The sequence below is a fragment of the Rugamonas rubra genome (assembly GCF_900114705.1).
Lineage (GTDB): Bacteria > Pseudomonadota > Gammaproteobacteria > Burkholderiales > Burkholderiaceae_D > Rugamonas > Rugamonas rubra.
The window spans coordinates 16,650-31,546 of sequence record NZ_FOTW01000011.1; the positions used below are offsets into that span (position 1 = coordinate 16,650).

Sequence of the window (14,897 nt, forward strand, 5' to 3'; positions counted from 1 at the left end):
CCCCACTCTCACACTTGGATCACTATGGCTGCTACCCACCAGGGCGCCCGGCATTCGGCCGCGCATACCCTCGCGTTCTCCTCCTCCCGCCAGACCATTCGCCCGCGCCTGTTGGCCTTGGCCGTCCAATCCGCGCTGCTGAGTCTGCTCGGCGCGCCGCTGCTGCAGGCCCAGGCGCAGAGTTCCACCCCCGCTGCGGCCCCGGCCCAAGCGCCGGCCGCCCCGGCCAAGGCCGGCGACGGCGCCAAACCGCGCACCGCCGCCGAGTTGTCCGAGATCGTCGTCAAGGCCAAGGCCGACGAGGCCGCCAGCCGCGCCGGCACCAGCACCGTCATCGGCGCCAGGGAGCTGGGCGCGCGCAACGTCGCCGACATGGCCGACATGGCCCGCTACGCGCCGCTGATCAGCGTGCCGGGCGCGGCCAGCGGCTCGGGCAACATCTGGGACGGCGCCGGCAACACCGGCTTCAACATCCGCGGCGTCGAGGGCAACCGCATCAGCCTGGAGGTCGACGGCATCTCGCTGCCGGACGCCGCACCGAAACCGGACGGCACCACCCTGGCCGGCTTCGGCGTGGCGCGCGACTACTTCGACCCGCAAACCTTCCGCGAGGTGCGCATCGGCTCCGGCACCACGCCGGCCGGCGCCGGCGCGCCGGGCCTGGGCGGCTCGGTGCTGTTCGTCACCAAGTCGCCCGACGACTACCTGAGCGACAGCGTCAGCCGCTACGCCGACTACAGCTTCGGCTACAACTCGGCCAACGCCAGCAAGATGCACGCGCTGACCGGCGCCGCCCAGCTGGGGCCGCTGCGGGCGCTGGCCGTGCTGGTGCACCGCGACGGCGCGCAGGCCGACAGCAAGGGCAGCGTCAAGGTCAATCCGGACGACTGGCACTCCGACTCGCAGCTGATCAAGTTCAACTGGGCGCTGGCCACGGGCCACAAGCTCGGCTTCACCATCGACAACTTCGACACCAAGCACGCGCGCTCCTTCGACAACAAGCAGGGCGCCTCCTACCCGGACGGCGCCAAGCAGGATTCGCACACCAAGCGCACCCGCTACAGCGTCGAGCACCAGTACACGCCGAGCGGCTTCGCCCTGTTCGACACGCTCGACAGCCGCCTCTACACGCAGGATTCCAAGGTCGAGGACCAGACCCGCGCGCGCTACATCAGCCGTGGCCAGACGATGCTGCGCAACATACAGACCGGCTTCTACAACAAGAGCGACGGCCTGGCCCTGGACGCCAGCAAGCAGCTCAACGGCGCCGCGCTGCTGGCCTACGGCCTGAGCTGGGAGCAGCAGGACAGCCGCCGGCCGTGGCGCGAGGACAGCACCGTGGTCAGCACCGGCGCCCACCAGATCATGGTGAAGAACCGCATGGTCGACATGCGCACCGACCGCCTGGCCGCCTATCTGCGCGGCGAGCTCAGCTTCAACCTGGGCGGTCACAGCGCCGTGCTGGCGCCCGGCCTGCGCGGCGAGCGGCGCAAGCTCAGTCCGAACAATCTGCAGGGTTATGTGGTGGCGTTGCCCGGCGCGGCCAAGGAGATCGGCGACGAGAGCGACTTCTTCCTTACGCCCAGCCTGAGCCTGTCGGTCGAGCTGACGCCGAACTTCAACGCCTACGCCCAGTACAGCCGGGGCACCCGCCTGCCGACGGCGGCCGAGCGCAGTGGCACCTACGACTCGTTCAGCTACACTGGCAGCGGCGCCGGCTACGCCGTGCTGGGCAACGCCAACTTGAAAAAAGAGACCAGCAACGCCGTCGAGCTGGGCCTGAAGGGCGCGCCCGCCGCCGGCATCGAGCTGAGCGCCGCGCTGTTCCACACGCGCTACGACAACTTCATCGAATACGCCGCGCAAGAGCCCGACCCGGTCAACTATCCGACGCTGACGTACGGCCTGTTCCGTCCCGAGAACGTCGGCCAAGCCAGCACCTGGGGCGGCGAAGTGTCGGGCCGCTTCGCGCTGGGCCAGTGGTCGGCGCCGCTGAAGGGCTACAGCCTGCTGGCGGCGGCCGGCGTGCAGCGCAGCAGCGCGCGCAACACGCAGAGCGGCAAGCGCAGCGAGCTGGCCTCGACCCTGCCGTACAAGGCCAGCCTGAGCCTGGCCTACGACGACCCGGCGCTGCGCGGCGGCTTCTCGCTGAGCACGGTCCACGTGCGCGGCAAGCAGGCGCGCGAGGACGTGATCGGCGGCGTCAGCGCCGCGCGCTTCGCCATCCCCTCGTCGACGGTGCTGGACCTGGCGACCTACTGGAACCTCGGCAAGCATGCCAGCCTGCACGCCAGCATCAACAACCTGAGCGACCGCAAGTATTGGGACTACGCCTCGTCGCGCGCGCTGCCGGCCGGCACCAACGCGGCCACCCTGGCCGACATCGAGCGCCAGGTGCGCCCGGGGCGCAACTACGCGCTCAACCTGAAAGTCATTTATTAAACCCCACCAATCGATTGGAGACGACATGAAACACCACCACCGCTATGCCCTCGCGCTGACCGGCGCCCTGCTACTGATCAGCGTGCAGGCCGGCGCCGCCAGCCTGAGCGAACGCTGGGAGGCGCTGCGCGCCGAGCAGCCCAAGCTGCCGCTGCGCGACGCCGCCAAGACGCTCAACGTGTCCGAGGCCGAGCTGCTCGTCGTCGGCCTGGGCAAGACCGTCACCCGCCTGAAGGAGGGCGACAACGTGCCGCGCGAAATCATGCGCCGCGCGCTGGACCTGGGCAAGGTGATGGCGCTGACGCGCAACGAGAACGGCGTGCTCGAGCGCACCGGCGTGGCCACCAAGCTCAAGCCGCAGGAGGAGATCACCGGCCTCGACGCCGACAAGGAAAAGGAGCGCGAGGCGCGCATGCGCAACATCGCCGGCGGCTACCTGGGCGGCGAGATCGATCTGCGCTTCACCTTCAAACACTGGGCCTACGCCTTCGCCGTGGTGCAGCCGGGCCGCGACGGCGTGGTCTCGCGCAGCCTGCAGTTCTTCGACGAGCAGGGCAACGCCGCGCACAAGATCTTCGTCAAGAGCGAGGCCGGCAACGCCGTCTTCGACAAGCTGGTGGCCGACTTCCGCAACCCGGTGCAAAGCGCCACGCTGAAGCTGGCCGCCGCGCCGGTCAAGCCGGTCGAGAAGCCGGACAGCGCCATCGACGTCAAGGAGTTCCAGGCCGCCTGGGGCGAGCTGGGCGACGTGCACCAGTTCAACCGCCTGTTGACCGAGTTCGGCGTCTCGCGCGAGCAGGCCATGCGGCTGGCGCCGCCCGGCGCGGCGCAGCGCGTCACGCCGCAGGCGGTGCGCCAGTTGCTCAGCGAATCGGCCAAGCAGCAACTCGACATCATGGCGTTTTTGGGCAACGAGTCGGTGATCCAGATCTTCAGCGGCAAGGTCAACAAGGTGATGGAGGCGGGCGGCTACTTCAACGTGCTCGATCCCGAGTTCAACCTGCACCTGCGCGACAGCGCCTTCGCCAGCGGCTGGGTGATCAAGCGTGCCGGCGTCACCTCGGTCGAGTTCTTCGACAAGGGCGGCGAGCTGGTGGTCAGCTTCTTCGGCGTGCGCGAACGCGCCAAGCCGCAGCCGCAAAGCTGGGTCGACATGACCGCCGCCCTGCCGAAGGCCGTCGCCATGCCGGCCCTCGCCGCGAAGTAATCCCGCCGGCCTAAGCCCAAGCTCCCCCCCGGGGTCAGTGCCGACATTCGGACATTCACCGCGTGAATGTCCGAATGTCGGCACTGACCCCGCTTGCTTCTGCTGGCGCGGAGGGGGGGTGGAATGTTGTTAGAATAGCAGTGGTGACACACTCAACATTCGGAGGGGTAGTGGAAAAGATCGACCTGAAAAAGGATTGGAAGCAGTTGTACCAGCCGTCGGCCAAGGCGGTGGCGGAGGTGGATGTGCCGCCCCTTCACTATCTGATGGTCGACGGCCAGGGCGACCCGAACACCACGCCGGCCTATGCCGAGGCGGTCGAGGCGCTGTTCTCGGTGGCCTACACGGCCAAGTTCATGCTCAAAAAAGGACCGCGGCAGATCGACTACGCGGTCATGCCGCTGGAGGGGCTGTGGTGGGCCGACGATATGGCGGCCTTCGAGACGAACGACCGCAGCCAGTGGCACTGGACCATGATGATCCTGCAGCCGGACTTCGTCGGCGCCGACATCATCGACGCGGCCATGGCCGAGGTGCACAAGAAGAAAGCCTTGCCCGGCTTGGAGCGCCTGCGTTTCGAGAGTTTTACGGAGGGCCACTGCGCGCAGCTGCTGCACGTCGGCCCGTTCAGCGAGGAGAAGCCGAACATCGACCGCCTGCACGCCTACATCGACGAGCGCGGCGGCCGGCGCGGCAAACACCACGAAATCTATCTGAGCGATATCCGCCGCGCCGCGCCGGACAAGTGGAAGACCATCATTCGCCACCCCATGCAGGCCGGCTAGCCGGACTGCGCCGATGGCACATCAGGCGGCGCGTCCGCGCCGCCATTCCCTCATTGCCTCTTTGCTTCAGCTGCCGATGGCGGCCCGGCCCAGCGCCGGGTCGTCGGTGAAGAAGCCGTCGATGCCGGTCGCCAGGTAACGCTTGATCTCGGCGATCGAGCCGATCTCGTTGCGCGCGTTGTCGCCGCCGCCGTCGCGGAAGTCGGCCGCCAGGAAGCGGTTCTCCGGACGGAAGGTCCACGGCTCGACGCGCAGGCCGGCCTTGTGGGCGTCCTCGACCAGCGCGGTCGGCCGGCCCAGCTTGCCGTTCTTGTCGAGCGGGATCAGCGCGCGCGTCGGCGGGGCGACCACGTCGGCGTAGGTGGCGATCTCGCGCAGGCCGGCCGGCGTGCACATCTGCTCGAAGGTCAGCGTGCCGCCGGCGGCCGCCACGTCGCTCGGCCGCAGCGGGCCGCCGACCACCAGTTGCATCAGGCGCAGGTTGGCGCGGCGGCCCAGCTTGCCGCGCATGTATTTCAAGTTGGCCACCTCGAACGATTGGATCTCGACCGGGTTGCGCCGGGTGTACTCGTGCGCCGCCAAGCTGGCGAGGAAGCGGTCCTCCAGCGCCAGGCCGACGCCGGCGAAGTAGGTCGAGTGCTTGAGCTCGGGCACCAGGCCGATGGCGCGGCCCACGGTGGCGGACTCGGCCGCGACGAAGTCGATGATCTCCTCCCAGGTGGCGACCTGGAACATGCCGTTGTACTGGGCGCTGCCGGGACGCACCACCGGCAGGCGCTCGACGGCGCGCAGGGTCTTCAACTCGGCCAGCGTGAAGTCGTCGACGAACCAGCCCTCGTGGGTCTCGCCGTCGATGGTCTTCTTGGCGCGGCGGCTGGCGAACTCGGCGTGGCCGGCGACGTCGGTGGTCTCGGTCAGGTTGGCCTCGTGGCGCGCCACCAGCACGCCGTCCTTGGTGCTGACCAGGTCCGGCTCGATGTAGTCGGCGCCGTCGGCGATGGCCTTGGCGTAGGAGGCCAGCGTGTGCTCGGGACGCAGCGCGCTGGCGCCACGGTGGCCGAACACCAGCGGCCGCGCGGCGGCGGCCGCAGCCGCAGCCGGTGCCAGCGCAGCCTTGGCGGCGGCGGAGCCCGACGCGGCCGCCGCGAAGGCGCCCGGCGCCAGCAGCGCGGCGCCGCCGGCGACGGCTGCGGTGTGGATGAAACCGCGCCGCGACAAGCGGCCAGGCAGGATCAGTTTGCTCATCAGAAGTCCGCTGTGACGGTGAGGAAGCCCTGGCGCGGCGCGATAGGGAAGGTGTTGTAGGTCTTGTCGGCGGCGCCGACCACCACGTTCAGGCTGCCTTCGCGGTTCATCAGGTTGCTGACGTTGACGCGGTAGCGGGCGTTCTTGATGACGCCGCCGTTCATGAACGGCAGCTTGCCGGACACGCCCAGGCTGAGCAGGAAGTAGCTCGGCACGCTGAGGTCGTTGGTGTAGGTGGCGTAGCGCTTGCCGACGTAGTCGCCGATCAGTTGGAACTCGGTGTCGGCGAGGTTCAGCGTGGCGACGAACTTGTTCATCCATTCCGGGCTGCCCGGCACGTCCTTGCCTGCGGTGGGGACCACGCTCGCTCCGTTGCTGTAGTTGTCCGAGTATGTCGACCGATTGTACGACAGCGCGTCGTAGAACGAGAACATGCGGCCGAAGTGCAGCGTGCCGGACAGGTCGATGCCGTCGGTTTTCACACTACCGACGTTGGCCAGCACCGGGTTGCCGCCGATGATGGAGAGCAGCACCGGCGTCGGGCTGATCTGCAGCAGGCGGTCCTTGAAGTCGACGTGGTAGACGTTGACCTGGCCGTCGATGGCCGAGATCGGGCCGAACTCGACCTGGTGGTTGGAGCGCAGGCCCAGCTCGTAGGTGACCGAGGTTTCCGGCTTGGCGGTGGCCTTGAACAGGTCGAAGGCCGGCTGGCTGGCCAGGCTCCACGGCGAGGCGCCGCCGCCGCCGTAGGTGACGAACTGGCGCATGTTCTTTTGCACGTTGACGAACATTTGGTCGTGCGCGGTGATGTCCCAGCGCGCGCCGAGCTGCGGCAGGAACCATTTCTTGGTGGTGATGTCGCCCACCGGCAGGGCCAGCGAGCCGTTGGCGATGGCGCCCTTGGCCGGCTGCACGGGGAACTTGCCCTCGGCGAATTGCAGGCTGGACTTGAAGCCGGCCTGCAGCGACAGGTCGGGCCGCACGCGCCATTCGTCCTGCAGGTGGAACTGCACCACCTTGTTGTCGATCTCGCTGCCGTACTGGGTGATCAGCGGGTTGGTCGGACGGTCGTATGGCGAGCTCGGCTTGTTGACGTCCAGCGCGTACCAGCGGCGGTAGGCCGACGAACGGTTGCGCTCGAGCCAGACGCCGGTCTGCAGTTGGTGGTCGCCGATCTCGGTGCGCAGGGTCGACAGCAGGCCGCCGCGCTTGATCTCGTACTCGGTGGTGCGGGTGGCATAGCCGGAGCCGCCGAACACCTGCTTCAGATTTTGGTTCGGGTAGTAGACGCCGAACAGGGCCGGCAGGCCGGCCACGCCGATCGGGCCGGCGACGACGCCGACGCCGTCGTCGTTGTGGTAGTAGATCTGGTTCGACCAGGTGGTCGACTCGCCCAGGTTGGCCTCGTACTTCAGGTAGCCCAGGTAGTCGGTGCGCTGCGCGTCGCTGTAGTAGTTGCGGTAGTTGTTGCCGTCGGCGGCAGGGGTGGCGCCGGTCGGCGACAAATACTTCAGCGCGGCGGCGAAGTCGGGGAACAGGAAGGGGCGGGTGTAGGGCGCGCTGGTCTCGTTGGCGACGTGGACGGTGCTGTCCTCGTTCGGCTCGATCTTGTCGGACCAGTTGAAGAAGGCGGTCAGCTTGCCGGCCGCGCTCTGGTTGACGAACTTGGCGTTGACCTGGTCGCCGCCCTGGCGGCCGGCGAAGTCCCAGGCGCGCGCCTCGTGGTGCAGCGCCGACAGGTAGGCGCGGCTGCCTTCGCCGAACACGCCGCTGTCGAAGCGGGCGAAGGTGCGCGAGGTCTTGTGGCTGCCCACGGTCTGCTGCAGCGTGGCGCCGCGCTGCATGGCCGGCTCGCTGGAGAAGGTCTCGATGGTGCCGCCCAGGTTGCTGGTCGAGGCGGTGGCCAGGTCGCCGGCACCTGACGACAGGATGACGTTGCCGACGTTCTCGCTGATCACGGCGCGCTGCGGCGACAGGCCGTTGTAGTTGCCGTACTGCTGGTCGCCGAGCGGCACGCCGTCCATGGTGTAGCCGAGCTGCTGGCCGCTGAAGCCGTGCACGAACAGCGACAGGTTTTGTTCGTTGTTGCCCCACGGGTCGGCGGTCTGGAAGCTGACGCCGGGCAGGGTTTGCAGGGCCTTCAGCGGGTTGATGCCGGGCAGCATTTTCTGCATGTCGCTCTTGCTCAGGGCCACCGAGGAGCGGCTCTTGCGGGTGGTGATCTCGACCTTGGTGATCGGACCGGCGACGGCGCCGGCCAGGTCGGCGTTGGCGCCGGCGTCGGCCGGGGCGGCTGCGGCGGCGCTGTCGGCGGCCGGGGACGCCATCTCGGCCACGGCGGCGGCGACGTTGGCCGCCATCGCCATCATGGGGAAGCTCAGCGCGGCCGCCATGCAGACGGAGGCGGCGGAGATGGCCTTGATGCCGGTGGAGGAGGGCGCGCGCGCCGTGGTCGAGTGCTTGTTCATGGGATGGGCCTTGGATGACAGAGTTGTAACATGGGAGAAACTGCAACGTTGCGCATGGTAGGCCGGCCGTGTGACGGGGCGATGACGGGGCGATGACGTCTCGATGACGCGGCGGCGGCGGGGACTAGAGGAAGCGCTCGCTTTGCCGTTAGAATGGGGTTCCCAACCGAGGCCCATTTCCTATGCGTAAGCTTTCCCTCCTGATGTTGTTGGCGCTGGGCGCCTGCGCCAGCGTCGACCAGTACCCGTCGCCCGAGCTGGCGTCCTTTGTCAACGCGACGGTGCCGCTGGGCATGCCGAGCGAGCAGGCCCTGGTGCGCATGGAGGTGGAGGGTTTCGATTGCGACGGCCGGGCCGGCCTGCAACTGGTGACGTGCACGCGGCAGCAGTCGCGCGTGATGCGCGCGCCCTGCGTCGAGACGGTGCGCCTGACGCGCGGCGGCAAGGGCAAGAGCATCACGGCGCTGGACGTGGCGCCGAAGGTGTGCCCGCGCTGGTAGCCGCCGCTAATGCCGAGGGTCAGACCCTGAGGGTCTGACCCTGGATTTGTTGGCGCTGGTGGTGGGATTTAGTGCTTGACGTCGCCGAGCGGGATCAGCACCTCGGCCGGCACGTCGATGGCGAACAGCTGGGCGCAGTCGACCTTGTCGTACTCGTAGTGCTGGCCGCAGAAGTCGCAGTTGACGCCGACCGTGCCGAACTCGGCGAGCACGCCGTCGACCTCGGGCTGGCCCAGCATCTTCAACATGTTGCCGACCTTGTCGCGCGTGCAGCTGCAGTTGAACGAGGGGTGCAGCGGATCGAAGACGCGGATGGTCTCCTCCCAGAACAGGCGCTGCATCAGCACCTCGATGCCGGTCTCGAGCAGCTCCTGCTCCTTCAGCGTCGAGCCGAGGATGACGGCGCGGTTCCAGGTTTCCAGCGCCTCGTCCTGGCTCAGCGGCGCGGCCTCGGTCTTGCCGCCGTGGTAGGGCAGCTTTTGCAGCAGCAGGCCGCGCGAGACGCCGTCGTCGGCGGCCAACCACAGCTTGGTGTCGAGCTGTTCCGAGCGCAGCATGTAGTTCTCGATGACGGTGGCGACGTCGTCGCCGTCGAGCGGCACGATGCCCTGGTAGGCTTGCTGGCCGGGCATCTTGTCGGCCGGGTCGAGGGTGATGATGAAGCGGCCCTTGCCGTTCACGTTGAGCATGGCGGGCAGCAGGGCGTCGTCGGCGATGACCGCTTCCGGGTCGAGCTTGGCGGTGGCGCGCAGGCGCAGCTCGCCGTCGCACTCGACCACCAGCAGGCGCACCGGACCGTCGCCGTGGATCTGCATGATGATCGAGCCGTTGAACTTCAGGTTGGCCGACAGCAGGGCGGCGGCGGCGACCATCTCGCCGAGCAGCTTCTTGACGGCGCGCGGGTAGTCCTGGTGGTGCGACAGCACCTCGCGCCAGGTGGCCGAGATGTCGACGAACTCGCCGCGCACGGCGGCGTTGTCGAAGATGAACTTCTGCAGGGTGTCGGCGTCGGCGCCAACGATCTGCGTCGTGGTCGGGTTGTCGGTGCTAGTGGTCATGCTGATTATCCAATCTTTTTGAGTTGCTTCTTGAACAGCTGGCCGCGCTGGACGTAGTTGTCCGCGTTGCCTTGTAGTTTGACGATTTCCTCTTCGCTCAGCAGGCGCACGGCCTTGGCCGGCGTGCCGATGATCAGGCTGTGGTCGGGGAACTGCTTGCCCTCGGTGACCAGGGCGCCGGCGCCGACCAGGCAGCCCTTGCCGATCACGGCGCCGTTCAGCACCACCGCCTGGATGCCGATCAGCGCGCCGTCGCCGACTGTGCAGCCGTGCAACATGGCCTGGTGGCCGATGGTGACGTTCTTGCCCACGGTCAGCGGATAGCCCATGTCGGTGTGCATCACCGTGCCCTCCTGCACATTGCTGTTCTCGCCGATGGTGATGCGCTCGTTGTCGCCACGGATGGTGGTGCCGAACCAGACCGAGGCGTTGGCGTGCACGGTGACTTTACCGATCAGGTTGGCGCTGTCGGCGACGAAGGCGGATGCATCGATGTCGGGCGCGTTTTCGCCCAATTGGTAGATAGTCATGGAGAGCCTTGGTAAAGTGCTGAGGGATGGCGCTATTTTACGCCCTGGCGGCCGTTGCCTGCCGAAAAGTCCGGCGCCTGGGGCGGGGGAGGGATGCGGGATCTATCTCTCCGGCAATTTAAGAACGGTCGTGCTATTATCGTGTTTCTCGGCCAGCAATGAACCGATATTGCGCCGACGGCGCCAATTTCAAGCCAGCATTCCAGACTATCAAGGCAGCACGCCATGCAGACTCCAACACCCTCCCGCTCCGAATTTCTCACCGTGCGCGGCCTGCGCACCCACGTCCGCCACTGGGGCCGCGAGGGCGCGCCCAAGCTGTTCATGGTGCACGGCTGGATGGACGTGGCCGCCTCCTTCCAGTTCGTGGTCGACTGCCTCAAGGGCGACTGGCACGTGATCGCGCCGGACTGGCGCGGCTTCGGCCTGAGCGAGCGCTCCGGCGCCGACACCTACTGGTTCCCCGACTACCTGGCCGACCTCGACGCCATCCTGCGCCACTACGCGCCGGACGGCGCCGTCAACCTGCTCGGCCACAGCATGGGCGGCAACGTGGTCAACCTGTACGCCGGCGTGCGGCCCGGGCGCATCCGCAAGCTGGTCAACCTGGAGGGCTTCGGCATGCGCGCCACCGCGCCGGAGCAGGCGCCGGCGCGCTACGCCAAGTGGCTCGACGAGTTGTGCACGCCGCCGCAGATGCGCGGCTACCCGAACGTGGGCGCCGTGGCGGCGCGGCTGCAGAAGACCAACCCGCGCCTGACCGACGCGCGCGCCGCCTTCCTGGCGCAGCACTGGTCGGCGCCGAACGCGGCCGGGCAGTGGGAGATCCTGGGCGACCCGGTGCACAAGCAGGCCGGGCCGTTGCTGTACCACATCGACGAGGTGCTGGCCTGCTGGAAGGCGATCACCGCGCCGGTGTTGTGGATCGAGGCCGAGGACACCAATATGTGGCAATGGATGGGGCCGAAGGCCGAGGCGCGCGTCGAGATCGACCGCCGCCTGGGCTGCCTGGCCGACGTGCGCTGCCACATGATGGCCGACGCCGGCCACATGCTGCACCACGACCAGCCGGAGGAGCTGGCCCGCCTGCTGGAGGCGTTCCTGGCCGAGTGAGGCCAGGGCCGAGCGCGGCGCGGCGGCGCCCGGCGCAATGTTGCGTCCGCTCCGGCTTAGCGCGTGCAAGCAGCGTACAATGGAAGCTTCATTCCTGCCGTTGATGTAAGGGTTCGTTTTTGTATGTTAAAAGTTGATCTGCACTGCCATTCCACCGTGTCCGACGGGGTGCTGGCGCCGGCCGCCGTGGCGCAGCACGCGCGCAAGGCCGGCATCGACGTCTGGGCGCTGACCGACCATGACGAGGTGGGCGGCACCGCCGCCGCGCGCGCCGCCGCCATCGACCTGGGCATGCAGTTCGTTTCCGGCGTGGAAATTTCGATCACCTGGGCCAAGGAGACGGTGCACATCGTCGGCCTGCAGCTCGACGAGACCAACCCGGCCCTGTTGGCCGGCCTGGAGCGCACCCGCGCCGGCCGCGACAGCCGCGGCCGCGAGATCGCCCGCCAGTTGGCCGCCGTCGGCATCCCCGGCGCCTACGAGGGCGCGCTCAAGTATGTCGCCAACCCGGACCTGATGTCGCGCACCCACTTCGCCCGCTACCTGGTGGAAACCGGCGTGTGCGCCAACCTGCCCGAGGTGTTCCGCAAATACCTGACCGAGGGCAAGCCGGGCTACGTGCCGCACTGCTGGGCCAGCCTGGCGGACGCGGTCGGCTGGATCCGTGGCGCCGGCGGCATCGCCGTGGTCGCCCACCCGGGCCGCTACAAGTTCAGCCGCACCGCCGAGGGCGCGCTGTTCGACGAGTTCAAGCAGCTCGGCGGCACGGCCATCGAGGTGGTCACCGGCAGCCACACGCCGGACCAGTACGCCGAATACGCCCACCTGGCCAACCAGTACGGCTTCCTCGCCTCGCGCGGCACCGACTTCCACGCCCCGGGCGAGTCGCGCGTCGACTTCGCCCTGCTGCCGGCGCTGCCGGCCAGCGTCAAGCCGGTCTGGCACGACTGGTTCTGAGCGGCCGACCTCGTCCGTTTTGCGTCTGTGATCGGGCGCTGCCCCCCAACCCTGAGGCAGGGGTCTGACCCCGTCCGGGGTCAGACCCCTTTCAGCCGCGTTGCGGGGTGGCGGCCATCGTTAAGAGCAGCTTAATCGCTCCACCGCGCGCTTGCATTTGCCGGCGTCCGGCCGTATCTTATAAACTTGGCACTTGCGCCAGGGGAAACTATTTATGAAACGAATCATCCTTTTCATCGCCACCAACCTCGCCGTGATGCTGGTGTTGTCGCTGGTGTTGTCGCTGCTCGGCGTCGGCCGGCCCGGCACCGGCGCCGCCGCCGGCCTGAACATCGGCAGCCTGATGGTGTTCTCGCTGGTGGTCGGCTTCACCGGCGCCATCTTCTCGCTGCTGATCAGCAAGCCGATGGCCAAGTGGTCGACCGGCGCCCGCGTCATCGAGGCGCCGTCCTCGTCGACCGAGCTGTGGCTGGTCAACACCGTCAAGACCCTGTCCGAGCGGGCCGGCATCGCCATGCCCGAGGTCGCCATCTACCAGGGCGAGGCGAACGCCTTCGCCACCGGCGCGTTCAAGAACTCGGCGCTGGTGGCGGTGTCCACCGGCCTGCTCGAGAGCATGAACCGCGACGAGGTCGAGGCCGTGCTGGGCCACGAGATCGCCCACGTCGCCAACGGCGACATGGTGACGATGACCCTGATCCAGGGCGTGGTCAACACCTTCGTGGTGTTCCTGGCGCGGGTGGTCGGCTTCTTCGTCGACAAGGTGCTGCTCAAGAACAACGACGAGCGGCGCGGCCCCGGCATCGGCTACACCGTCACCGTGTTCGTCTGCGAGCTGCTGTTCGGCCTGGTCGCCTCGCTGATCGTCGCCTGGTTCTCGCGCCAGCGCGAGTTCCGCGCCGACGCCGGCTCGGCCAAGCTGCTCGGCAGCAGCGTGCCGATGCAGCACGCCCTGGCCCGCCTGGGCGGCATGGCGCCGGGCGAGCTGCCGCAGTCGATCGCGGCGGCCGGCATCACCAACACGGGCGGCTGGTCGGAGTTGTTCTCCACCCACCCGCCGTTGGAGCAGCGTATCGCCGCCCTGCGTGGCGTACAATTGTAAGCACTTCAACAAGCTGCGGCGTGCCCGTCACGCCGCCCACACCGCCACATGAGTCAATTCTTCCAGGTCCACCCGGATAACCCGCAGCAGCGCCTGATCAAGCAGGCGGCGCAGATCATCCACGGCGGCGGCATCGTCGCCGTGCCGACCGATTCCTGCTACGCGCTGGTGTGCCACCTGGACGACAAGGGCGCCGTCGAGCGGCTGCGGCGCATCCGCGGCATCGACGACAAGCACCATTTGACGCTGCTGTGCCGCGACCTGAGCGAGATCGGCGTCTACGCGCGGGTCGACAACCGCCAGTTCCGCCTGCTCAAGGCGGCCACGCCGGGGCCCTACACCTTCATCCTCGAGGCCACCAAGTGCGTGCCGCGCCGGCTGAGCCATCCATCGCGCAAGACCATCGGCCTGCGCGTGCCGGAGAACGTCATCGTGCAGGCGCTGCTGGCCGAGCTGCAGCAGCCGCTGCTGGGCACCACCTTGATCCTGCCCGGCGACGCCGACGCGCTGACCGACGCCGACAGCATCCGCGAGCGCATCGAGAAGCAGATCGAGCTGATCATCGACGGTGGTGCCTGCAGCCTGGAGCCGACCACGGTGATCGACCTGAGCGGGCCCGACGCCACGCTGCTGCGCCAGGGGCGCGGCGACGCCGCCATGTTCGGCCTGTAGGGGCCGCCTTGCCGCCGCCCGCCGCCGCGTTCGCCGCCGCGCCTGCCGTCGAGTTCCGTATCGTTTTTCCGCCGCGTCCCTGCCTCGACGCGCCCGACCATGCCCTTCGCCGCGCCCGGCCCAAGTCCGGCCGCGCGGCTCTGATAGAATCGCGTCCATGAACGACATCATGCAAACCATAGCGGTGTACGCACTGCCCGTCCTTTTTGCCATCACCCTGCACGAAGCCGCCCACGCCTACGCCGCCAAGTATTTCGGCGACAGCACCGCCTTCCTGGCCGGCCGCATGAGCATGAATCCGCTCAAGCACATCGACCTGCTGGGCACCATCGTGATTCCCATCGCGCTGTACATCGCCACCGAGGGCAAGTTCGTCTTCGGCTACGCCAAGCCGGTGCCGGTCGATTTCGGCAACCTGCGCAATCCAAAAAAACAAATGGCCTGGGTGGCGCTGGCCGGCCCGGCGTCGAACTTCGTCATGGCCTTCGGCTGGATGGTCGCGTCACTGCTGCTGGGCGCCGGCGGCGTGCAGGAGCCCTTCCTGTGGGAAATGGCCAAGGCCGGCGTGCTGGTCAACATCCTGATGTTCTCGTTCAACCTGGTGCCCATCCCGCCGCTCGACGGCGGCCGCATCGTCACCAGCCTGCTGCCGCACAAGCTGGCCTACCAGTTCGCCCGCATCGAACCGTATGGCTTCTTCATCGTGCTGGCCTTGATATACTTTAAGATCCTGAACTTCTGGGTGGTGCCGGTGGCGGTCTTGACCGAGACCCTGCTGCATCTGATCCTGAGTCCGCTTTCCTTCCTTTTGAACTGAC

Annotated in this window: 13 protein-coding genes; 9 read left to right on the plus strand and 4 right to left on the minus strand. The window is 67.9% G+C overall.

The genetic code is table 11. From position 1 onward, the window contains the following. The first annotated feature begins 24 nt into the window (after positions 1–24). The 3 genes from BM252_RS12100 to BM252_RS12110 all read left to right on the plus strand — a co-directional run bounded on the left by BM252_RS12100 (position 25) and on the right by BM252_RS12110 (position 4,434). Positions 25–2,442, plus strand: a complete 2,418-nt coding sequence (locus BM252_RS12100; RefSeq protein WP_093387758.1) for a TonB-dependent receptor domain-containing protein — start codon at positions 25–27, stop codon at positions 2,440–2,442. A 25-nt stretch (positions 2,443–2,467) separates the two neighbouring features. Then, on the plus strand, positions 2,468–3,649 hold the full coding sequence (locus BM252_RS12105; RefSeq protein WP_093387759.1) for a hemin-degrading factor: 1,182 nt from the start codon (positions 2,468–2,470) through the stop codon (positions 3,647–3,649). 170 nt (positions 3,650–3,819) lie between these two features. Next, positions 3,820–4,434: a GyrI-like domain-containing protein gene (locus BM252_RS12110; RefSeq protein WP_093387760.1), complete on the plus strand. Its 615-nt coding sequence runs from the start codon at positions 3,820–3,822 to the stop codon at positions 4,432–4,434. Positions 4,435–4,500: 66 nt separating this feature from the next. On the opposite strand, the gene BM252_RS12115 is transcribed toward BM252_RS12110, so the two are convergent. Next, positions 4,501–5,679: a glycerophosphodiester phosphodiesterase gene (locus tag BM252_RS12115; RefSeq protein WP_093387761.1), complete on the minus strand. Its 1,179-nt coding sequence runs from the start codon at positions 5,677–5,679 to the stop codon at positions 4,501–4,503. After that, positions 5,679–8,147, minus strand: a complete 2,469-nt coding sequence (locus tag BM252_RS12120; RefSeq protein WP_245774219.1) for a TonB-dependent receptor — start codon at positions 8,145–8,147, stop codon at positions 5,679–5,681. The genes BM252_RS12115 and BM252_RS12120 overlap by 1 nt, the downstream gene beginning before the upstream one ends. A 182-nt stretch (positions 8,148–8,329) precedes the next feature. On the opposite strand from BM252_RS12120, the gene BM252_RS12125 reads away from it, so the two are divergent. After that, entirely contained in the window at positions 8,330–8,647 is a 318-nt protein-coding gene (locus BM252_RS12125) for a hypothetical protein (protein ID WP_139236447.1), read from the plus strand. A 68-nt stretch (positions 8,648–8,715) separates the two neighbouring features. On the opposite strand, the gene hslO is transcribed toward BM252_RS12125, so the two are convergent. Further along, positions 8,716–9,705 carry an Hsp33 family molecular chaperone HslO gene (gene hslO / locus BM252_RS12130; RefSeq protein WP_093387763.1) on the minus strand — a complete coding sequence of 330 codons (990 nt, stop codon included), beginning with the start codon at positions 9,703–9,705 and terminating at the stop codon, positions 8,716–8,718. A 5-nt stretch (positions 9,706–9,710) separates the two neighbouring features. Next, the gene (locus BM252_RS12135; RefSeq protein ID WP_093387764.1) at positions 9,711–10,235 is read right to left on the minus strand and encodes a gamma carbonic anhydrase family protein; all 525 of its coding nucleotides are present in this window, start codon (positions 10,233–10,235) and stop codon (positions 9,711–9,713) included. 225 nt (positions 10,236–10,460) lie between these two features. On the opposite strand from BM252_RS12135, the gene BM252_RS12140 reads away from it, so the two are divergent. From BM252_RS12140 to BM252_RS12160, 5 genes are all read left to right on the plus strand, one after another. Beyond that, positions 10,461–11,348, plus strand: a complete 888-nt coding sequence (locus BM252_RS12140) for an alpha/beta fold hydrolase (protein WP_093387765.1) — start codon at positions 10,461–10,463, stop codon at positions 11,346–11,348. Positions 11,349–11,471: 123 nt separating this feature from the next. Then, on the plus strand, positions 11,472–12,305 hold the full coding sequence (locus tag BM252_RS12145; protein ID WP_093387766.1) for a 3',5'-nucleoside bisphosphate phosphatase: 834 nt from the start codon (positions 11,472–11,474) through the stop codon (positions 12,303–12,305). Between the two features lie 214 nt (positions 12,306–12,519). Beyond that, positions 12,520–13,407, plus strand: a complete 888-nt coding sequence (gene htpX / locus BM252_RS12150) for a protease HtpX (protein WP_093387767.1) — start codon at positions 12,520–12,522, stop codon at positions 13,405–13,407. Positions 13,408–13,455: 48 nt separating this feature from the next. Then, entirely contained in the window at positions 13,456–14,079 is a 624-nt protein-coding gene (locus tag BM252_RS12155) for an L-threonylcarbamoyladenylate synthase (protein WP_093387768.1), read from the plus strand. 157 nt (positions 14,080–14,236) lie between these two features. Further along, positions 14,237–14,896: a site-2 protease family protein gene (locus tag BM252_RS12160; protein WP_093387769.1), complete on the plus strand. Its 660-nt coding sequence runs from the start codon at positions 14,237–14,239 to the stop codon at positions 14,894–14,896. Position 14,897 lies beyond the last annotated feature (1 nt).